The organism is Lutibacter maritimus (assembly GCF_900116115.1).
Classification (GTDB): domain Bacteria; phylum Bacteroidota; class Bacteroidia; order Flavobacteriales; family Flavobacteriaceae; genus Lutibacter; species Lutibacter maritimus.
Genome location: NZ_FOZP01000010.1, coordinates 72,317 through 95,565 on the forward strand (window position 1 = coordinate 72,317; position 23,249 = coordinate 95,565).

Consider the following 23,249-nt stretch of genomic DNA (forward strand, 5'->3'; position numbering starts at 1 on the left):
TATGAAACAGCAACATTTAGATTTGAAAAACTTAGAGAAAACCAATTGGAAAACTTTTCGGTTTGATGAAATTGCAGAGAAAGTATCTGAAACAGTAGACCCAAATACAACAGATTTAGAAATTTATATAGGATTGGAACATATAGATGCTGAAAGTATTCATATAAAAAGATATGGTACACCAGCAGATGTTAAAGGTGGAAAATTAAAATGCTATCCTGGCGATGTTATTTTTGGTAAACGAAGAGCGTACCAAAGAAAAGCTGCAATTGTTGATTTTGAAGGAATTTGCTCGGCACACGCTTTTGTTTTAAGAGCCATTCCAAAAGTAATGCATCCTGATTTATTTCCTTTTTTCTTGCACTCTGATTTATTTATGCATTGTGCAGTAGATATTTCTGTAGGTGGACTTTCGCCGACAATAAACTGGGGACAATTAAAGGAGCAAAAATTCCTCCTCCCACCAAAAGACCAACAACAAAAATTAGCCAAACTACTTTGGGCTATGGATGAGGTTGTTGAGAAGGAATTGGAGGTTTTGGAGAAGTTGGAATTAACATTTAATTGTATCATTAAGGATATTTTTACAAATAGAAAGAGTTTTGTAAAACTTAAAACTATAAATTTTGACTATTTCAAAGGTCTTTCGTTAGAAGAAGATGAAAATGGAAAATACTTACTAACTCCTTCTGGAGCAGTATTTCCAGGGTTTCTAAAGAATGAAAAACTAAAAAAGGTAAGTGTTAATGCTGAAAGGAATTTTGAAAAAATATTAATTAAAAATGATATCCTTTTTAATACAGGAGGTGTTGGAACTTTGGGAAGATCTCACTTTTTTATAAAAGAAAATTACAAATACTTTTGTGACTCATTTGTTTTAGTCTTAAGAATTAATGACGATAAATTTCTAAATAAATTTATATATTTTGTATTTCAATCCGCCAGTATTCTTAGTCAAATTATTCAAAATACTAAAGGCACAACCGGCATAACATCTATTAGTATTGATAGTATTAATAATTTTAAAATTCCAAATTTAAATATCGATGAGCAAAAAAGAGTTGTTAATAAGTTGGATAAATTGGAAGATCAAATTAATCTTATTCAGAACAAAATAGAAAACTCCAAAGCCTTACAAAAGAGTTTGATTAATCAGGTGTTTTAATAATGAAGTGGTACGAACCAGAACATATTTGGGATATTTATGGAATAAACAATAGAGTTGAATTTGTTGAAAAATATGTAGTTGAAGGTAAGTTTCATAAAGATGTACCAGATGATATACTAAAGAGTTTTGAGACAGTAAGCTATTTATTAGCACATAGCTATTACCACTGGCCAATGTTTGATGAAGCCTTAAAAAAAATATTAGGGATATATGAAATGGCGATAAAATTAAAATGCCAACTATTAGGAATTAAAATTGAGTATAAAGCAAAAGATGGTAAAGTAAAAAAGCAAAATTTAGGAGTTTTAATAGATCAACTTGTTAAACTTGAAGGCTATCCTAAAGATTTGAAATTTCAATTAAAAGGAACTACTGAATTGCGTAATATGTTGGCTCATCCTAATAGTTATTCCTTTATGGGAGCTTTAAATATTAGAGCAATAATTAGGACAGTTAATATAATTAATCAATTATTTTTAAAAAGCAATTGGTATGAAGAACAGCAAGTTGAATTATTAAAAATTCAAAGTAAATGTCAAAAATTACAAGATAAGCTATTTATATTTGATTATAAAAATGAAAGAATTTTAGTTCATGAAATTGAGATTGTTGCTGTTTTTAAAGAAAAAGGAAAGTTTATTTATTGTATGAGTTTTCAAAAATTAACAAATGATGTTTCTAATTTAAATTTTAATAATATTCCAGCTCCTATTATTCTATTTTTAAATGAAATAAAATTTACTGACAGCTGTCTATTTGCATTTAACGTAGAAACTAAATTGAAAATAGATTTAACGGAAACAGTTAACCCTTTGAACATTACTAAACACGAAAATCATAAAATTGGTTTTTCAAATTTAGAAGATAAAGATAAAAATATTTATTTCAACATTCATTCAACTGATACTGATGATTTAATTCAAAAATATATTTATAAAAATTCTTGGAAATAAATTTAATAACTTTTGATTATGACTTTACACGAAGCAATTATACAAGTTTTAGCACAAGATAACAGCTCTCTCTCTCCTAGCCAGATTGCAGATGCATTAAATAAAAATAATTGGTATGTTAAAAAAGATGGCTCTTCAATAAAGAGTAATCAAATTGGTGCTCGTGTTACAAATTATCCACATTTATTTATCAAAGAAGGTTCATTAATTGGTTTAAAAAGTAAAACTGGGGTTCAAAAAATAAATCCTATTCAAAAGAGTAAAACAAGTATAAGTGCTATTAGTTCAAATAGTAATTTAGCTCTTAAAGTGCTTATGAACGAAAAGAATTTTAAACCAGCTTCAACTATAGATACTTTAGTGTCAGATGAGCCAGGTTTGTATTGTATTCGTATTGCTAATATAAATGCTTTCAATACACCTTTCAATAAAGTACTTACAGAACGAAATCATAATATTGTGTACATTGGTATCGCCTCTCAAAGTTTAAAAAAACGTTTTTTAGGGCAAGAATTAAGGGCAAAAGGTCACGGTACATTTTTTAGAAGTATTGGAGCGGTTTTAGGTTATACACCACCAAAAGGTTCTTTAGCTGATAAAAAGAACCAAAACAATTATAAATTTAGTGCTAAGGATGAGCATCATATTATTTCATGGATAAATAATAATTTAATTGTGAATTGGGTTCCTTTAAATGGAGATTTAAATAGTATTGAGAATGAACTCATAAAACAACATCTCCCACTATTAAATATTGCTGGCAATCCTCTAGCACTTTCAGAATTAAGTGAATTACGAAATTATTGTAAAAGGATTGCTAGAGGTTAATAAAACGGTCGTGTTAAAAGACTATTTTACTGTGTGTTTTTAAAGTAATTCGCAATTCGCGAATCGCGAATTTGTATATTTAGTATATTTAGTCATTCTAAAAACAAAAAAAATTGAACAAATAATTGCTATATAAATTATGTCTTTTAACGAACTTAATAGTGTTGAACACTATATATTACATCAATTAAGTGGTATTAACTTAAACAACACAACAGTTTCAGAACCAAATATTGGCTATGGTGCTCAATGGATATATAAAACTGCCAATGCGTTGCAACGCAATGTAAATGAAGTGTTGGATGAGGTTGAACTTAAAAATGCTTTAATAAAATTAAATCCTGAAATTGCAGCAAATAATGATTTAGCTGATGAAGTTATTTATAAATTAAGAGCTATTTTAATTTCAGTAAATCAAGTGGGTTTAGTGCGCGCCAATGAAGAATTTTTCAAATGGCTTACTGGTGAAAAAACAATGCCATTTGGCGAAAACAATCGTCATGTTCCTGTAAAACTAATTGATTTTGAAGATGAAACAAATAATTCTTATGTTGCAACTAATCAATTTCGTATTCATCACCGAGAAACTAAAATCCCAGATATTGTATTATTCATCAATGGAATACCTGTAGTTGTAGGAGAAGCAAAAACACCTATTCGTCCATCTATTAGCTGGTTAGATGGTGCGCATGAAATTCATGATATTTATGAAAATGCAGTTCCTCAACTTTTTGTTCCTAATATTTTATCGTTTGCCACAGAAGGAAAAGAATTGTTTTATGGAGCTATACGTTGTCCATTAGAATTTTGGGCACCTTGGCGTTTAGAAAATGATGAAGATAAATTAGCAAAACAATTAGGCTTATCAGAAATAGGAAAAGAACTATCCGATTTATTAAGCCCGAAAAGATTATTAGACATTATGCAAAACTTCTCTTTGTTTGCTACCAACAAAAAGAAACAACGTACTAAAATTATATGCCGCTATCAACAATATGAAGGTGCTAACAAAATTGTAGCACGTGTAATAGAAGGCATTATTAAAAAAGGATTGATTTGGCATTTTCAAGGTTCCGGAAAATCACTATTAATGGTTTTTGCAGCACAAAAATTACGTAAAACTGCGGAATTAAAAAGTCCAACAGTTATTGTATTGGTTGATAGAACCGACTTAGATACACAAATTACAGGAACTTTTAATGGCGCTGATATTCCCAATGTAGAAACTACTGATAGCATTACGGAATTGCAAACCTTATTAGAAAGAGATACGCGAAAAATCATTATTTCTATGATTTTTAAATTTCGGGATGCAAAACCAAATATGAATACCCGCGAAAACATTATTGTTTTGGTGGATGAAGCTCATAGAACGCAAGAAGGTGATTTAGGTCGCCAAATGAGAGCTGCTTTACCAAATGCATTTTTATTTGGGTTAACTGGAACTCCTGTTAATAAAGCCGATAAAAACACCTTTTGGGCTTTTGGAGCCGAAGAAGATAAAGGAGGATATATGTCCCGTTATACTTTTCAAGACTCCTTAAGAGATGATGCCACAAAACCCTTGCATTTTGAACCACGTTTGGTAGATGTTCACGTAGATAAAGAAAGTATTGATAAAGCTTTTGCTGAATTTAAAGAAAATACAGCTTTAACAGATGAAGAAGCTGATGCTTTAAATAAAAAATCCGCTAAAATGGCTGCTTTCCTAAAATCACCTGAACGTGTTGCCAAAATAGTTGAAGACATTGCAACACACTTTAGAGAAAAAGTGGAACCACATGGTTTTAAAGGGATGATTGTAACACCAGATCGTTATGCTTGTATTCAGTATAAAGAAGAACTGGACAACTATTTTCCGGAAGAAGCAAGTAAAGTAGTTATTTCAACTTCTGCCAATGATGAATTTGAGTTTAAACAAAAATGGGGAATTGATAAAAGTACCCAAGAAAAAATTATTGACAGTTTTAATGATGGTAATTCCGACCTAAAATTTATTATTGTTACTGCCAAATTACTAACCGGTTTTGATGCTCCTATTCTGCAAACTATGTATTTGGATAAATCTTTAAAGGACCATACACTTTTACAAGCAATTTGTAGAACAAATCGTTTATTTCCTGGAAAATCATTTGGTAGAATAGTAGATTATTTTGGAGTTTTTGATGATGCCGCTAAAGCATTGCAATTTGATGAAGAAAGTATTAAAACTGTTATTTCTAATTTTTCAGAATTACGATCAAAATTACCAAAAGCAATGAAAGATGCATTGCAACATTTTGAAGGTGTAGATAAAACTATTGATGGTTTTGAAGGATTGGAGGCTGCTCAAAACGCTATTAAAACCAATGAAAAAAAGGATGCATTTGCGCAAGATTACAAATATCTTTCAAAATTATGGGAGTCATTATCTCCAGATAAAATATTAGATATTTACAATGAAGATTATAAATGGCTATCACAGGTATTTGAATCGGTAAGGCCAGCTTCTGATAACATTGGAAAACTACTTTGGTTTTCTTTGGGAACTCAAACTATTAAATTAATGCACGAAAATACGCATGTTGGTCAAATTCACCATTTAGAGGAATTTGTTTTAGATGCAGATGTAATTGAAGATTTATTTAACAATCCAGACCCAAAAAACATTAAAAAGTTAGAGAAAATTCTTATAAAAAGATTTAAAAAATATGGAGACCTTCCTAAATTTAAATCTTTAAGTGAGCGACTACAAGATTTAAGAGATAAAGCTGAACAAGGATTAATTACTTCCATTGAATTTGTAAAAAGGTTATGTGAAATTGCACGTGAAACTGTAAAAGCTGAAAAAGAATTAGAATTTACAATTCAAGAAAAAACACCAATTGCTGCATTAACGGATTTATTTCTAGAACTAAGAACAGATGAAACTCCAGCTGTTGTTGAACGAATTGTAGCAGATATAGATGCCATAGTAAGAATAGTAAGCTTTCCTGGTTGGCAAAATACAAGTACAGGAGAAAGAGAAGTTCAAAAATCTCTCAGAAAAGCATTATTAAAATATAAATTACATAAGGACCAAGTATTGTTTGATAGAGCTTATGCTTATATAAAAGAGTATTATTAAAATGAAAAGAGCCTACTACTCCAACTCCATTAAAAATTTTATAAAAGATGATAATTCTAAAATTTTAGGTGAATTAAGTTTACATCACACCCATGCTTTAGAAGAGTTGCAACGTAATGCCTGGATAGCACAAATTGAAATATTAAAGGATCAATTAAAAGAATTTCCAAATGGCCAGGTTTATTTTGAATTTGCTATACCCAGAATGGGAAAACGTGTTGATAACATTGTAATTGTTAATGATGTTATTTTTATTTTAGAATTTAAGGTTGGTGATAATGAATATGGAAATCACGCAATTGAACAAGTAATTGATTATACCTTAGATTTAAAGAATTTCCATGAAGGAAGTCATCATTCTAAATTAATTCCTGTTTTAATTTCTACAAATGCATCAAAATTTGAAAATGAACAAACATATATTGATGATTTACTCACTGCTGCAAGAATAAACAAAGAAAATTTAGGTGAATATCTCAAGCATGTTGCAGAACAGTCAAATGGTGAGAATATAAATTGGTTAGAATGGGAAACCTCAATTTATAAACCAACACCAACCATTATTGAAGCTGCACAAGCCTTGTACAAAGGTCATAATGTACAAGAAATATCAAGATCCGATGCTGGAGCTATTAACTTAACAAAGACTGCTGATTGTTTAAATAACGTTGTTGAATTTTCAAAAACAAATAATAAAATAGCTATTTGCTTTGTTACTGGTGTCCCTGGTGCTGGAAAAACGCTAGCAGGATTAAACATTGCCAATGAGCGCATGAAATCTGATGAAGATGAACATGCTGTTTTCTTATCTGGTAATGGTCCACTAGTTGAGGTTTTGAGAGAAGCATTAACAAGAGATGAAGTAGCTACTTCTAAATTAAATGGAAAACCTTTAACAAAAAAACAAGCAGCTATTAAAGCGAATTCATTTATTCAAAATATTCATCATTTTAGAGATGACAATTTAATTTCTGAAAAAGCTCCAGTTGAAAAAGTGGTAGTTTTTGATGAAGCACAAAGAGCTTGGACAAAAGAAAAAGCTTCTTCTTTTATGAAAATAAAAAAAGGGAAAGCTGATTTTAATATGTCTGAACCTGAATTTTTGATTGACGTAATGAACCGACATAAAGATTGGTGTGTTATTATCTGCTTAATTGGTGGAGGTCAAGAAATAAATACTGGTGAAGCTGGACTGGAAGAATGGGTTTTAGCTTTAAAAGAGCATTATTCAGAATGGGATATTCATTATTCAAATCTTATAATTGAAGATAAAAATTACTTAAGAGATCAATCTTTAATAAAATGGCTCAATGATAATGGTGAAAGTGAAAAGGATTTACATTTGGCAGTATCTGTTCGTTCATTTCGGTCTGAACAATTATCAAATTTTGTACATAAATTACTAGAATTAGACACGGTAGCAACAAAAAGTCTATTTGAGAAAATTAAAAATGAGTACCCAATTGTTGTCACAAGGGATTTAGATATTGCAAAAGGTTGGTTACGAAATCAAGCAAAAGGTTCAGAAAGAATTGGGCTTGTCGGTTCTTCAGGCGCTAGAAGATTAAGGCCACATAGTATTGATGTGAAAAATGAAATATCACCATCTGATTGGTTTTTAAATGATGAAAATGATATTAGGTCTTCATACTTTTTGGAAGTTGTTGCAACAGAATTTGATATACAAGGGTTAGAAATAGATTGGGTTTGTTTAGCCTGGGGTGCTAATTTTCACATTAACTCCTATAATGAATGGAATTATCAAAAATTTAGTGGCACAAAATGGCAAAGTATCAATCAGGAAGTCACAAAACAGTATTTAATAAACACCTACAGAGTACTTTTAACAAGAGCGCGACAAGGAATGGTCTTATTTATTCCTGAAGGATCAGAACTCGACCATACCCGTTTAAATGAGTTTTATAATGGCACTTATGAGTATTTAAAAGAAATTGGAATTCAAGAATTAACCAAAGAGAATTTTATAGAAATAAAAAAAGAAAAGTACGTTGTAAAGACTAAAACTAAAACATCGACAAAACAAAAAAATATAAATTCTTTGGATAAAGAATTACACTATTCTATTCAGGAGCCAAAACCTAATTTGTTTTCAACTAAAGTTCACAATACTCCAAGTTCAAAAAATTTAAGCACAGAAAAAATTGGAAAATTTGTAAAACGTAAAATGCACGAACTAATTGAAAATGATTTAATTGATAACAACGAATTGATCAAATTGCAAAATTTAGATTATTGCATAAACACTTTTCACTTAAGGTATCCCCTACTTAAAAAGAAATTATCTACCGATCCAGAAAATATTTTAAGATATTGGAAAGGTTCCTTAAATATTAGAGGAAACCGTTATTTCATTTGTTCTGAATGGTATGAACAACCTGATAATAACGATAGACCTTATTTTGAAAAGTGGCTAAATAAAATTATTATTAAACATGTTAATAAAAAAAATCCTTTAGATTTGACCATTGCGGAAAATCAAATAGAATTTGCTAGAAATTATGCTATGTATAAAGACAGCATAGATTTACCCAAAGAAGTTAACGACCAAATTGATGATTTTATTAACGACTATAACAAAGGGTTTACTACAAATCAAGAAACCTACAATTCAATTTTAGAATGTATTCACCAATTTATAAGGAGTTTAAAAGCTTAGCTTAAATTATTTAATACCATTCTAAATAAACCATAATTTTATATTTACTCATTTTGTTTTTAGTTTTTTTCTTAATTTTAAAGAAAAAAATTGACTATGAGTATAATTACATTTCATTGTACATCAATTTCGCCATTATTTATTGGAAATGCCATAAAAAATGAGGCTGAATTAAGAGCCCCAGCTATAAAAGCATCTTTGCGTTTTTGGTGGCGGGCAATACACCCTAATTTAACAATTGAAGAGCTTAAAAAAAAAGAATGTGAATTTTTTGGAGGAACTTTTTATAAAGGGAATAAACAAATAAATTATCCTCCATCGTTTAAATTTTTATCTATAAAATACGACTCTTCAAGAATAAAAGCAGAATATGTTGATGAACGCGGAAGAACCGTTAATGGAAAACTTATTTATAAAAACGAATATAATTATTTAACCAATCCCGAAAATAATGACAAACCTTTTGGAAAATACTTAAGAATGTCAAATTCAATTATTGGTAAAAATGAATTTCCAATTCAAATTCAAATTCTTAAAAATAAAGAATGGGTAATTGCTATTTTTCAATTAGCCAGTATATTAGGGGGGCTAGGACTTAGAGCAAGAAGAGGAAATGGAGCTTGGAAAATTGAAAAAATTATAAATGGACATCAAGAAATAATACTTAATTATAATAAAAATTGTCTTTTTACTCCTATTAAAATTTTAAATGATAGTATTATTTCTAAAGAAAATAATAATAAAATTACAATTACAAATTCCGAAAAAATCTATAATCAGATTCCTTTCTTAAAAACAGTTGAATTAGGTGAAGGATATGATTCACTTGAAGAATTAAGACGCAGAATAATGCATACAGCTCATTTACTAAACAATAGAAATAATGGTCAATATTTAGGATTTGCAAATAGAGATAATAGACTAGCTTCCCCAATCTATGTTTCCATAATTAAAGAAGATGAAATGTTGAGACCAATTATTTCAACTTTATGGTGCAAAGAAACTCCCCTAGAAGGTATTAACCTCCAAAACAAATTTAAAACCGCAATATTAAATAATATAGACCCTCGATAATGAAAAAATACCTACTATTATTTACTATTGGTCCTGTTAAAAGTTTTATAAATGATGCACGTAAAACACACGATTTATTTGCAGGAAGTGCATTATTGAGTAAACTCACTTATATTGCTATTGATCAAGCTAAAAAAGAATTTGAAAAAGATTCCTTTATATTAATTACACCTGTATTAATTAAAGGAAATACATCAATACCCAATCGATTTTTAGCATCTTTTACCTGTGATGAAAAAAGTGTCTTAAAATCAAAAATTGATCTCATAAAAAAGGAAGTTTCCGATTACTTTATTTCTATTTTAAATAAAACCAAATTACCGAAAGAAAAAGAGCTTCCGAAGGGGGCTTTAAAACAACTCCAAGATGCCCTTGATATAAAATGGGTAATTATCAAAGAAACAGACAACTTTAAAAATGATTTTATAAAAATTAATCAAGAATTAGCGTCTTTAAAAAATTACAATGCCTTTGGTATTTCTACGGAAATAGGAAGAAAATGTATAGTAGATGGCTCTAGAAATGTAAAATTTTATAGAAGATCAAAAGATGAACAAAAAATAACTGATAAAGAATTATTAAATAAGAAATTGTATCAAGAAGAAGGAGATGTTTTAATCCTTGAAAATGAAACTGACATTCCCATTTGGCAGTTACAAGAAGGCGAAGGATTAAGTGCTGTTTCATTAGCAAAACGTTTATACCAAAACGAACCTCATTTATTTCCAAGTACTGTTGCAGTTTGTTTAATGGATTTATTTGAGAAATTAAAGGAAAATGGTGTGTTTAATATATATAAAAACATTGTTCAAAAAAGAACAAAAGAAATTTTTTTAGAACATTCAGATGACCAATTATTTTATAAAGAAAATATTCATTCCATATTAAAAAAACTAAGATTAAGTAGTAAGGAAAAGGAATTAATAGATAAACATAAGGCTTGGTCTGAAGATTTAGAATTACCGCTAACAAAGTATTATGCTTTAGTGCGGTTTGATGGTGATAATTTAGGCGATTGGTTTTCGGGAGTTCATTTTAAAGTTGATATTGATTTTAAAGATGCTCAAATAGCATTATCTAAACAATTAGGTGTTTTTGCCCAAGAAATAAAAGATAAAATAAAAGAACCTATTGGGAAAATTGTGTACGCTGGTGGAGAAGATTTTATGGCATTTATAAATATTCACCACTTATTTGAAGCACTTAAAATTATAAATACAACTTTTTTAGAAACCATAAATAACGAAACACTAAACCGCTTTAAAAAGGAAGAAGCGAAGTTAATTACCATTTCTTTAGGTGTTGCCATTGCACACTATAAACAACCACTTGCAATGGTGTTAGACAAGGCAAGTGAAATGGAGAAAAAGGCAAAAGATAATAACCGAAATAGTTTTGCTATTGGTGTATTAAAACATAGTGGTAATGTAATAGATTGTACGTTTAATTGGCAATATAATAAAGAGGAAGTTTTACCAATACTTATTGAAATACATAAACACGTAACAACAAAAAAATTTAGCACCGCATTTATAAGAAAAATATATCACGCTTTTGAAGAATACGGTTTTAATTTAAGTGAAGAATTAACATTAAGTAAAATTAAGTTATACGTACCAGGGGCTTGTAATGTAAAAGATAAAGAGCTTAAAGCAAATTATATTAAGCATATGATTAAAAACTTAAAAAAGCTCCTTAAAGCAAGTAAGAACAATCAAATTTTTGGTGATTTTTTATTAATCCTTGACTTTTTAACAAGAAAAACTGATGGAAAAGACAATTAAGAACATCCGAATAACACCATTTAATACAATTTACTTTGGTGCTGGAAGACCATTTTCAATGGGTGAAGAAAGTTATGCGCCAGAAATATTTCCGCCGTTTCCTTCTACCTTGTATGGAATGTTGCGAAACTTGTATTTTAAAAATAATTTAAATGATTTTATTAGAAAAGATTTAAATACTAAAAATGACCCTACAGTAAATCTTGAAATAGATTTTTTAGGATTAGAGTTAAATCAAAAAAAAACGCAAACTCTTATTTTCCCATTACCACTAGATTTAGTGCTTTGCAATGCTACAAATTTTATAAAATTAGATTATAAACCTGTAGAAGATGAAACTATTTCAGAAAATACATTTACACATAAATTAATATATTCAGGTACTGAAAAAGTAAGAAGTACCAATGGTGAATATTATATAACATTTAAAGAATTTAACAATTATTTAAATGGAAAAATAGATGAATTAAAATTACGGGTTGAAGAAAATGAAGAGCAAGAGAAAGAGTTTAACACCTTTAAATTATCTCATTTTTTATTAGACGAACCCAAAATTGGTATTTTAAGAGATCGTTTTAATTTTGAAAATAAACATTTGTATAGAATTAATCAAAAACGATTAGAAAACACAAACTTCAATAGTATCAATTTCAGATTGAGTATTAGCAATCTTGATTTACCTGATAATAATTATATAAACCGATTAGGTGGAGAAGGTAAACTAGTGCAAGTAAAAAATACCGAAACAAAATTTAAATTTACGCTGCCAGTAGTTCTAGAAAAAGACAAAGCAACCATAAAAATGTATTTGGCAACACCTGCGGTTTTTGAAAATGGTTCTATGCCTTGTTTACCTGAAGAAATAACTATTACAGCTGCAGTTATTGGTAAAAAACAAACCATAAGTGGCTGGGATTTAGCGTTCAACAAACCGAAACCTTATGTAAATGTAACACCTGCTGGCTCTGTTTATTACCTTGAAGGTGAAGCCAAAAAATTACAAGAATTTATCAATGCTTATCACGGAAAAAAATTAACTCAAATAGATACCTATGCAAAGCAAGGCTTTGGCTTGGTGTTTTTTGCAAAACTTTAAAAAAATTAAATATGTCACAAGAAAAAAGAATACTGTTTTTGTATTGCGAAGAACCTGTACACGCAGGTAAAGGAACAAGCACAGGTACTATAGATTTACCAATTCAAAGAGAAAGCCATACCAATTTACCCAAATTTGAAGGTTCTGGTTTAAGGGGAGCGATTAGGGAAGCGATTGGTGATAATATAGGTCATGATGATAATGACTTTAATAGAATATTTGGTAATAGACATAATGGAGAGAAACATTCAGCTGTAGATTTTACCGATGCGAGTATTTTATTTTTTCCGGTACGCTCTGCAAAAGGAATTATAGCTTGGCTTACTTGTCCGTTTGTGCTAAATAGATTTGCTAGAGATGTAAATAAAATGTTTGGACAAACATTAGAAATCAAAAATTTATCTTCTATAGATGGTGGTATAATAATAACTCAAAAATGCTCTAATATTGAACTTGATAAAAAAGTTGTGTTAGAAGAATTTTTATTTACTGCAATTGAAAAGGATGTTCAGATAGATGGAAAAGGCATAGGAACTTGGATACTTGAAATGTTAGGAAACATTACTGACAATGAAATTACAAATATGCTAAAAACAAATATTGGTATTGTTGAAGATGAAGTTTTTAGAGATTTTACAGAATTATTTACTCCTAAAATTACGAGAAACAGCATAGATCCAAATACAGGAATTGCAAACGAAACAGGTTTATTTAACGAAGAGTTTTTACCTCCTGAAACTATACTATACGCTTTTGCTACTGCTGATGATGAGTTTAAAGAAAAAGAAGATGAACGTTTAACAGCAAAAAATAACATTAAATTTATCGATGACGATCTACCAACCCTATTTAAAGCTGGTGGAGATAAAGGTATAGGTAAAGGTTTATTGAGAAGGTCTCTTTATCCTATAAATACTGCTAAAACTGAATAAGCTATGAAAACATCTTACTTAAAAAATCTAAAACAAGAACGTCAACAATTTGCATATGATTTTGTTTCTAAAAACAATGGTAATAGTGAATTAAAATCTATTATTGAGCAATTGGGAATGATGATTTATGCCAATGGGTTAATAAGCACTATAGCATATTTAAATAATACAAAAAGTAACACAAAAAATGAACTATACAAGAATATAACATTATGGTTAAAGAAAAATTATATTCCATTTGGCACTAGAGATTTACTACAGTATTTACTTGAAAGAGATTATAATGTTAGGCTTCACATTCAAATAACCAAAGAGGTTTTAGCATTAACTGATACCTATAAAGAAATGGCAAAAACGGAAATTAATTAGAATTGTTTTGAATTTCAATAATACATTTAATAAAATGGAAGTACTATTACCTAAATATCATCTCACAGAGTTTTTTAAAAGAAATAACAGCAGTTTTGATAATTACGGTTTGGCAGTAGAAAAATATGGTCGTAACAATGATGCCAAACTAGAGTATCTTGAAAGTGATGACAACAGGGGTAGAAGTGGGAAAAATTTATTTCATACTCCAAATTCTGAAGCTCAAAATTTATGTGGAAAAATTCAAAAGAAACAAACAGGAATAATTGAGCAATTAAAACAACAACATAAAACAACAGGCTCTTTAGAACTACAACAAAACTGGCGAATGGCTGTTGGTATGGGGAATGTCAGCGTGTATAACAATGGTTTTACCTTGCACCCTATTTATGGCATACCTTATATACCTGCACAAGCCGTTAAAGGGATTTTAAGAAATTATATAATTCAAAAATTCTTTTCAATAGAATCTATTGAAAGTAAAGAGTTAGATAAAGTTGGTAAAAAAATGGAAGAAGAAGCAATGCAAGATCAACTCTTTTGCTTGTTGTTTGGAAGTACAGAGAAGTCTTACAATAAAAAAGCACATAAAAGTATTATAGATTTTATGGATGTTTTTCCTGTTGATAGTTTTACAATGGTACCAGATATTATGAACCCACATTATGGAGATTATTATTCTGATAAAAACAACAATATTTTACCTACAGATGATTTAAACCCATCGCCAATAATTTTTCTAACAGTAAAAGACACCGCTTTTAAATTTAACTTCTATTTTAATGCTAAAAACGAAAGCAAATGCAATAATTATAGAAGTAGTAAAATTATACACAATTCTCATTTTGAGAAAAAAAATACTTTCTCAATAGTTGAATTAATTGAATACTTTTTAAAAGAAGCACTAGAAATTAACGGTGTAGGCGCAAAAACAAATGTAGGTTACGGTAGATTAACTTTAAAAAAATAAACAAATGATTAATAACATATTCAGTAAAAAAAATGCAATAATTACCTGGTTGGTATTATCATTTGCAATTATTACATCAGTTTTAATTAATGATGCTTTTTATAGAGATAGTATTATGAACCAAACAAAAAAAATGGACTCTATTTCTGTAGTTGTAAAAGATTTAAACAACAAAATAAAGATAGATACTATTAATAATGCTACGGATCAGTATTTAAATTTAAGAAAAGAGATTTTAGAACATCAAACAAAACTAATAACACTTTCAGAAAAGGTTGAAAAAAGCCATAAAAGTTGGATAATGGAACTTATTAGAAATTGGGTGTTTGTAATAGCAGCTCTTATTGGAGTTATTACTTTTTTTGGAGTAAGAACTTCAATAAATAACCTTGTAGCTGAGCAAGTTGCAAAACTAATAGGTGTAGATGTATCAGACGTTAAAAACATAATAAAAAGCAAAATAAATCACATTAAATTAAGAAAAGATAAAAACGTTTTTATTCTAAACCAAGAAGGAAGTGAATTTACAGATGAATTTAAAAATGTAATGCAACTTTTTCACGTAGATACTAATAACAACAAGTATTTAGCCAATATAAATGGCTTAAATGCTATAGATAAAAATATAATTGAACAAATAAGAAAGCACGATTATCTGGTAATTGAAAATCAGGCTATAAAGGATGAACATATTTGGGATTTAAACATTAGTATGCCACTTCTTAATGAATGTAACAAATATTTTAAGAACGATGAAACAGAAAAAACATCTGAAGAATTATTAAAAGAAAATTTAAATTCAGAAATTGAAACTCATAATAGCGCTTATCAAAAATTATTAATCAAAATAAAAAAATCTGAAATAATACCTAAAATCAAATACGAAGACTATCTATTTTTAGGAAATAAAAATCAATTCAGGTTAGAAAAGGAGAAGTGTGAGACGAAAAAATATATAAGGGAATTAGAAGGTTTTATACATAACTTAGATAGTTCAAGTGAAAGTGAAGTTAAAATCAAATCTTTAGAAACGGAAATTGAATTTCTGAAAGATTTGATTAAAACTATTGAATCGTATATGAAAGTTTTAAAAACTTCAAACATTTACAACCTCGTAAAATTAGCCAACTCAATTTGTGATACCACTGCAATTATCTATTATGGACAAAGTGGCAAGGGTCAATTTCCAACTCAATTTGTAAAGCCAGAATTACAAACAAGAATAAACTTTGCTAATGCGCCAGCACAGTTATATGGCAATTTAAACAATCAAATGCAATTTGATAACGAAATGGAAAGACAAGTGGAAGAAGCTAAAAAAAATAAAGAAAAAAATAAATGACAAATATACCCATATATACCATACAGTTTTTAGATATTTCATTTACAAACAGAGAAACTTTTTTAAAATTTATGCACGATAGCGTTATAGAGTTTGTTAACAAGCATAAAACTGAGTTTGGAAATAATGGTATTAACGTACAATATTTTCATAATACTTCCAAAAAACCTGTTCCATCATTAATACATTGTTTAACTATAAATACTATTTTTACCATAAGAGCCTATTCACAAACAAGAATTGATGCTTTAAAATATTGGTTTGTGTTATTTAAAGAAAAACATCCTGAATTATGCGAAAATTGTATAGAAAGCACCGAAAAATTTCAATTTAAATTACACCCAACAAAAACATTTGTATATACTTCTGATAATTGGATACCTTTTAATGCTTGTGTAAAAACAGAAAACAATTTTTATATTGATAAAAATAAAAAAGGTGTTAGTGTTGTGCCTAAAGATCAATTAAAATCGAGATTATTAGGTAATCTGTCACAATTTTTAGAAAGTTTAAGTATAAACGTTAAAGAGGCTATACAGTTAGAAGAAGATAAATATAAATTGTTTAAAATTGAAAAATATCCTACAAAGCATAACACAACAATTGCTTTAACAAGAAATGAAAATGGTAAAATTATAGCTAAGGACAAAATTAGTTTTAAAATTAATATTTTAACAAATTATGAACTTCCATCCTATTTTTCAATAGGACAAAATGTAAGTTATGGCAATGGTGTTTTTATTAGAAATAATACTAAAACCAAACATAATGAAACAACAAAAGCCAACATTAAACCAATTAAAATGGTATGAAAATCAAATTTTTAATTGTAAAACACTGGAAGAAATTTCAGTATTATTAAACTGTAGTAAAAATGAATTGCTTTTACATAGTTATAATCCTGAATACTATCAATTTTCTATACCAAAAAAGAGCGGCACTTTTAGAATAATTGAGGCTCCAAATGAAAGTTTAAAAAGACTTCAACGAAATTTAAATCAGTATCTTCAAGCTGTTTATTATTTAAATCAAAGTGTTTGTTCCTATGGTTATGTTATTAGTATACTTGGTGAAAAACAAACAAAAAATATTTACACAAATGCAACTCAACATTTAGCAAAACCTTTTATGCTAAATACAGATTTTAAAGATTTCTTTCATCAAATTAAAATAGATGATGTAACACAAATTTTTAAAAGTGAATTTTTTAATTTTGATATTTATACAGCTACTACTTTGGCAAAGTTATGCTGTTACAAAGACCGGTTACCAATGGGTACTCCCACATCACCTGTACTTTCAAATTTATATACTTTAAAATTAGATAATGAACTGCTACAATGGGCTAAAAAGCATAATACATCCTATACTCGTTTTGTTGATGATTTAACTTTCTCTTCAGTTACTACCTCATTTTCTCCACTTCATTTTAAACAAATAAATGAAATAGCATTAAGGCATAAACTTAATTTTAATGAAGAAAAAACTAGATATTTAAATTCTGATGACATTAAAACTGTGACTGGTCTGGTATTAAACACTACTGTTGATATTGATAATGCTTATTATTTAGAGTTGGGCAAAGATCTAATTAGATTAAAAAATGTAATGGAAGTTTATTATATAACTGGTAAAACACATATCATCACCTTTTTAAAAACTTTTAAACAAGAGTTATTTGGAAAAATAAATTTTATTGGCACTATTGAAGGTAGAAATAGTAAGCAATTTCTAAACTATTTAAATCTGTTTTACAATGCTTTAGAACCTGATACTGATTTAGTACAACGTTGGACAAAATTTTCAAATTACGTATAATATGCAACTATATATAGATACTCCCAATACGGCAATTACAGTTAGAAACAATTCTTTTAATATAAGCAACAAAAAGCTGAATAAAATAATAAGCCCAAAACGTATTGAAAGTATTGGAGTAACTTCTAATGCAACATTTAACGCTTCTGCAATTAAACTTGCTGCAATTAATGAAATTCCAATTTATTATTATAATTATACAGGTGGTTTAATTGCAATACTTCAAGGTCCAACATATCTAAAACATAGCGAATTACGTATTAAACAAATTCAATTTATGACTTCTATTGAAGGTAGAACTTGGGCTAAAGATCAATTGTTATTAAAAACAAATCTTCAATTACAAACTTTAAACAGGTTAATTATTGAATTTCCTAAATTTAAAACAGAACTCCAGCATATTGTAGCATCAATTACTATCCATAAAATCAGTATTGATATAGTAGATTTAAATACAAATGGTTTTTCTAATTCACTTATGGGAATTGAGGGTGTAATTGCTCGGTATTATTTTAAAGGAATAAATATAGTAATACCTGATTTGTATAAGTTTAATAAAAGAACCAGACAACCTTGAGAAGATTATTTTAATGCCACTTTAAACTATTTATATGGCATTACTTATAGCTATATAACCAAAGCATTACAAGCTGCTGGATTAGATACCTTTGTAGGAGCTTTACACAAAACTACTTTTAAAGAAACATTGGTTTATGATGCCATTGAACCTTTTAGACCAATTATTGACCGATTATTATTACAACTTTGCTTAAATAATGAACTAAAACCTTTACATTTTAATGAAGTAACAAATGGGTATTGGTTAAGTAAAAATGGTAAAAAAATAGTATTACCAGCATTTGCGGAATACTTACAATCAAGAATTAAAATTGAAAATACAATATCCAGTATACAAAACCATATGTATTTACAAGCAAAAAAATTAAAATTATCCATTTTAAATACTCCGCGCAATGTACCTACTATTTTATGATATTACAGAAAATAATTTAAGAACAAAAATCTCTAAATTATTAATTGAAACAGGTTATGAACGTCTGCAACTTTCAGTTTTTGTTGCCCCATACAATCCGCTTAATAATAAAGTATGGCAAAAAATTAAAATGCTATTAATTAATACGCCAACTAATAAAGTTTATTGTATTAAATTAACAAACGAAAGTTTTTATAATATTAAAATAATTGGTAATTTAGAAATTGATTTAAAATATTTAGCAGGTGATTTAAGTTCTTTGATAGTTTGAATTTAAAATAGTGAATGCATAATTTTACTTTATTGCATATTATTTTAAACAATGAAGAACCAGTTATTATTGAGGAAATAAAAAAATGGGGCTAGCCTTATACGACAAATTTGAAACGTCAAAAACTTTCATAATATTTGTATTTAATTGTTAGACATTTAGCTAGCCTTATACGACAAATTTGAAACGTCAAAAACATAATTTTTATTTTTATTAAATTAATATCTGCTAGCCTTATACGACAAATTTGAAACGTCAAAAACTTCATTTTCTTTTGAAAGTTTTGTTTTCAAGTTGCTAGCCTTATACGACAAATTTGAAACGTCAAAAACAAAAAATTGTATACTGAGGGAAAAGGGTTAAAGCTAGCCTTATACGACAAATTTGAAACGTCAAAAACAACAAATAAGACTCTAGTCTATCCCCTATATTTAGCTAGCCTTATACGACAAATTTGAAACGTCAAAAACAAAAGCCCTTATCCTTTAAATCATTTGTTTTTGCTAGCCTTATACGACAAATTTGAAACGTCAAAAACAATAGTTTTTTCATTGGTATTAAGTTTTTTTTAAGCTAGCCTTATACGACAAATTTGAAACGTCAAAAACATAAACTCATCTCTATCTTGTTGCGTCATTGCTAGCCTTATACGACAAATTTGAAACGTCAAAAACCCCAGTAATCCTGCAAGTACCATAAGTTTTATAAGCTAGCCTTATACGACAAATTTGAAACGTCAAAAACAATCGTTCTCTTTTACTAAGATATTTTTTATACGCTAGCCTTATACGACAAATTTGAAACGTCAAAAACAGAAAAATAAATTTCTGCTTTTTTCCTTGTATGCTAGCCTTATACGACAAATTTGAAACGTCAAAAAAAGATATTAATGAATTTAGGAATAATAAATATTTAAAACTCAATTTTAAATAAATAGATTAAAAAATAAAAACTTATATTTGAGTTGTAGGTTATTTTTCCTACATCTTTTTCATAGCAATTTCCACCCTCGCAAGTCGGGGGTGGTTTATTATAAATAAGTATCTAAAACTGATCAATTTTTTGAGAAAAATTAAAATTGAATATAATTCTTAAAAAATGATAAAAACCTTTTTCATTCAAATTTCACTAAATTTAAATAGACAATACTTATACAAATTTCATAATTTACTGATTAACATTTGTTTACAATATAAAATAATCAGCAATTTTCATATAAATACCTTGGAAATTAGCCAAATTGTACCTCGTCAAAAAAAGCCAAAATCACCGGAGCCCTTGTAAATACTCAAAAGCTAATTTTTGTAAAAACCACTGTACCTCGTTTTTTAGTGTATTGAAAGTGTAAAAATATTAGACAAGGTTTCACCTATAAAAATGTAAAATCTGACGTTCTTCATCAAAAATCCTTTGTTTATTGGCCCTAAAAAGCTATCTTTATTGGGTGAAATTAAGGGAGAAATAACTCCAATAGATAAAATTTATTAACAAATGCTAATTTCCGTGCTAATTTCCGAGCCTTTTTGTACTTCAAATCTTTCTAGCTACTATAAATAAAGGAAACCTAATTGTTGTATCGGGAAATAATTACTAAATTTTTATAAAATACCACTCATTAAATAATTTTTTCATTTTTTTATGATGCCTTCAAAAAAATTATTAGATCAAGAGCTAACAAATAATCTTCAATTTTGGTTACAAAACTGTATAAATCACACTAATAACACACTGTATTCAGGCATTTCAACTACTTGTAATGTTATAAGCGATGAACCTTTAGGTTCTATGTATCTTAGCAGAGCATTATACGGTGCAAGTACAGGTTATCTGCTTTTAAAAAAGAAAGAATACCTTAATTTGGCAACAATTAGTTTTCAACAGTTAAAATCTTTTAAAAACCCGAAAGGTGGATATTATTGGTCAAAAAATAGATCTAATAAGTTTACCAATGCTCCTGATGATGTAAATATGGCACAAGCTTTTACTTTATATGGCTTGGTTGCTTATGCAAAAATAAATCCATCAACAGAATTAAATGAATTGATTGAAAATCAAAGTAATTTTATAAGAAATACGCTGTGGGACACAAAACATAGTGGTTTTATTGATGGTTTTGATCAAAATTGGAATTTAGGAAGCTCCCCTACTAAATCTCTTGGTACGCATTTACATACTTTAGAAGCTTTTTTAGCCTTGTATGAATACAATAATGACAAAAGTATACTTCCATTTATTGAAGAACTTATTACCCTTATTTTAACTCATTTTATTACAAAAGACACGTACGATTGTATCCATAGACATACTACGCTTTGGAAACCTTTAAAAAATGAAGTGTGGGCAGGTCATAATGCAGAATGTAGTTGGATTTTATGCTATGCAGCCAACACCACAAAAAATGAAGAATTGATTTTACAGTGCAATATAACAGCCATAAAAATAATGTCGCAAATAATTAATAAAGCTATTGACACTAAAAATGGTGGTATGTTTAATGTTTTAGAAAATGGTAAGCCAATTGAAACAGTAAAAATTTGGTGGCCTCAAGCTGAAATGGTTCTTGCATTGTTAAACGGTTATAAAATTACAAATGATATTTTTTATAAAAATTTAGCAATTGATTTCATGAAATTTATTAGTGATAATTTTATTGATAAAAGTGGAGAATGGTATACAGAAATTTATAACTCTAAGCAACCAAATACCAAAATACCTTTAGTGCATTTTTGGAAATCTATGTACCACACCGTTCGGTATTATTTTATGATTGAAAAGTTTTCTATTTAATTTTACTGGTATTTAGTGAAAGAAAAATTAGCAAAATAATTTACATTAAAACTAATTTTAAAACACCCTTTTTAAAATAATTAAAATTTTTAACTATAATCTCCTTATTTTTAGTATATTGCATTCAATATGATAAATATCATATTGTAAAACCTTGACTTACCTCTTCTATCAAGCGTTTTTATATTTTAACATTTAAGCACTTTTGTAAACCTCATTTTAAATTGATTGATATCAACACTTTTGGTATGAATTCAAATGAATCATTATTTACTAACTTAAATTTTATAATTATGAAAATCAACAAATTTTTATTGAATACATTGCTTGCTGGTGTTTTTATAGCAAGTTTTATTGGCTACGCACAAGAAAAGGAAAAGGAATCCTATGAAATGGTTAATTTACAGTACATTATGCCAAAAATTGGTATGGAAAAAGCTTTTGAAAAGTCCGCAAAGGAACACAATAATTTATATCATAAAGAAGGACCTTACAAAGCGAGCATTGACTATATTTTGACGGGTTCTGAAACTGGATGGTATGTTTGGCTAATGGGCCCTAATACATTTTCTGATTTAGATGGAAGCCCTGGAGAGGGTGCGCATGCAGACCATTGGAATAAATTTGTTGCACCAACAATTGATGAATACGGAAGAAGTGAATTTTGGAAATACAATGAAAAACTATCATATAACAATCTAAAAGCTAGTACTAAATATGAAAATATCTGGATTTTAGATTTAAAACGTGGCGATTATTATAGATTTAAAGCAATGATGCTTAAAATTAAAGAAGCTCATGAGAAAAAAGCAGATGATAGTATTTTAATCTACGAAAATCAATTTAATGGAAATGATGGCAGAGAGATAGCCATTGTGTGGCCTTTTAACAGTTGGGCGGAGTTAGATATTGATAATGGAGGAATTAAAAAAACCTATGAAGAAATTAATGGAGAGGGAAGTTGGCAAGATGCTATGGATGAATGGTCAGAATTTACAGAAAGTATCAATTCTCAAGTATGGAGAATTGGTCTTTAATCTTTAATACCATTATAAAAAAAGCCTGTTTAAATTTAAACAG

The 23,249-nt window shown here is 28.4% G+C and carries 17 protein-coding genes, 1 pseudogene and 1 CRISPR repeat array; all 18 genes and pseudogenes read left to right on the plus strand.

Annotation, left to right across the window (positions count from 1 at the left end):
- Position 1 precedes the first annotated feature (1 nt).
- The 18 genes and pseudogenes from BM335_RS14725 (at position 2) to BM335_RS14815 (ending at position 23,206) form a co-directional block, all read left to right on the plus strand.
- Complete coding sequence (locus tag BM335_RS14725) at positions 2-1,165, plus strand: restriction endonuclease subunit S (protein WP_090230227.1); 1,164 nt, start codon at positions 2-4, stop codon at positions 1,163-1,165.
- Between the two features lie 2 nt (positions 1,166-1,167).
- A complete protein-coding gene (locus BM335_RS14730; RefSeq protein WP_090230232.1) occupies positions 1,168-2,121 on the plus strand; it encodes a hypothetical protein in 954 nt (317 codons plus the stop codon).
- Between the two features lie 18 nt (positions 2,122-2,139).
- Positions 2,140-2,949, plus strand: coding sequence for a GIY-YIG nuclease family protein (locus BM335_RS14735; RefSeq protein WP_090230235.1), 810 nt, complete (start codon positions 2,140-2,142; stop codon positions 2,947-2,949).
- A 139-nt stretch (positions 2,950-3,088) separates the two neighbouring features.
- Complete coding sequence (locus BM335_RS14740) at positions 3,089-6,055, plus strand: type I restriction endonuclease subunit R (RefSeq protein ID WP_090230241.1); 2,967 nt, start codon at positions 3,089-3,091, stop codon at positions 6,053-6,055.
- 1 nt (position 6,056) lies between these two features.
- Positions 6,057-8,732 carry a DUF2075 domain-containing protein gene (locus tag BM335_RS14745; protein ID WP_090230245.1) on the plus strand — a complete coding sequence of 892 codons (2,676 nt, stop codon included), beginning with the start codon at positions 6,057-6,059 and terminating at the stop codon, positions 8,730-8,732.
- Between the two features lie 96 nt (positions 8,733-8,828).
- On the plus strand, positions 8,829-9,806 hold the full coding sequence (gene cmr1 / locus BM335_RS14750) for a type III-B CRISPR module RAMP protein Cmr1 (protein WP_090230249.1): 978 nt from the start codon (positions 8,829-8,831) through the stop codon (positions 9,804-9,806).
- Positions 9,806-11,590: a type III-B CRISPR-associated protein Cas10/Cmr2 gene (gene cas10, locus BM335_RS15600; protein WP_143102434.1), complete on the plus strand. Its 1,785-nt coding sequence runs from the start codon at positions 9,806-9,808 to the stop codon at positions 11,588-11,590. Before cmr1 ends, cas10 begins: the two co-directional genes overlap by 1 nt.
- Positions 11,574-12,686, plus strand: coding sequence for a type III-B CRISPR module-associated protein Cmr3 (cmr3, locus tag BM335_RS14760; protein ID WP_090230254.1), 1,113 nt, complete (start codon positions 11,574-11,576; stop codon positions 12,684-12,686). The genes cas10 and cmr3 overlap by 17 nt, the downstream gene beginning before the upstream one ends.
- Positions 12,687-12,697: 11 nt before the next feature.
- Entirely contained in the window at positions 12,698-13,618 is a 921-nt protein-coding gene (gene cmr4, locus BM335_RS14765) for a type III-B CRISPR module RAMP protein Cmr4 (RefSeq protein ID WP_090230258.1), read from the plus strand.
- Between the two features lie 3 nt (positions 13,619-13,621).
- The gene (gene cmr5, locus BM335_RS14770) at positions 13,622-13,987 is read left to right on the plus strand and encodes a type III-B CRISPR module-associated protein Cmr5 (RefSeq protein WP_090230263.1); all 366 of its coding nucleotides are present in this window, start codon (positions 13,622-13,624) and stop codon (positions 13,985-13,987) included.
- Positions 13,988-14,021: 34 nt separating this feature from the next.
- Complete coding sequence (gene cmr6, locus BM335_RS14775) at positions 14,022-14,957, plus strand: type III-B CRISPR module RAMP protein Cmr6 (protein ID WP_090230268.1); 936 nt, start codon at positions 14,022-14,024, stop codon at positions 14,955-14,957.
- A 4-nt stretch (positions 14,958-14,961) separates the two neighbouring features.
- On the plus strand, positions 14,962-16,299 hold the full coding sequence (locus tag BM335_RS14780; protein ID WP_090230273.1) for a hypothetical protein: 1,338 nt from the start codon (positions 14,962-14,964) through the stop codon (positions 16,297-16,299).
- A complete protein-coding gene (locus BM335_RS14785; RefSeq protein WP_090230277.1) occupies positions 16,296-17,111 on the plus strand; it encodes a hypothetical protein in 816 nt (271 codons plus the stop codon). Before BM335_RS14780 ends, BM335_RS14785 begins: the two co-directional genes overlap by 4 nt.
- Positions 17,068-18,117, plus strand: coding sequence for a reverse transcriptase family protein (locus BM335_RS14790; protein WP_177219224.1), 1,050 nt, complete (start codon positions 17,068-17,070; stop codon positions 18,115-18,117). The genes BM335_RS14785 and BM335_RS14790 overlap by 44 nt, the downstream gene beginning before the upstream one ends.
- 1 nt (position 18,118) lies before the next feature.
- Positions 18,119-19,111, plus strand: a pseudogene (cas1, locus tag BM335_RS15930) (CRISPR-associated endonuclease Cas1).
- A complete protein-coding gene (gene cas2, locus BM335_RS14805; RefSeq protein WP_090230295.1) occupies positions 19,092-19,382 on the plus strand; it encodes a CRISPR-associated endonuclease Cas2 in 291 nt (96 codons plus the stop codon). The pseudogene cas1 and the gene cas2 overlap by 20 nt, the downstream one beginning before the upstream one ends.
- 90 nt (positions 19,383-19,472) lie before the next feature.
- Positions 19,473-20,263: direct repeats of the CRISPR family, unit length 36 nt; unit sequence GCTAGCCTTATACGACAAATTTGAAACGTCAAAAAC.
- A 757-nt stretch (positions 20,264-21,020) separates the two neighbouring features.
- A complete protein-coding gene (locus BM335_RS14810; RefSeq protein ID WP_090230300.1) occupies positions 21,021-22,169 on the plus strand; it encodes an AGE family epimerase/isomerase in 1,149 nt (382 codons plus the stop codon).
- 293 nt (positions 22,170-22,462) lie between these two features.
- Positions 22,463-23,206, plus strand: coding sequence for a hypothetical protein (locus BM335_RS14815; RefSeq protein ID WP_143102435.1), 744 nt, complete (start codon positions 22,463-22,465; stop codon positions 23,204-23,206).
- The last annotated feature ends 43 nt before the right edge of the window (positions 23,207-23,249 follow it).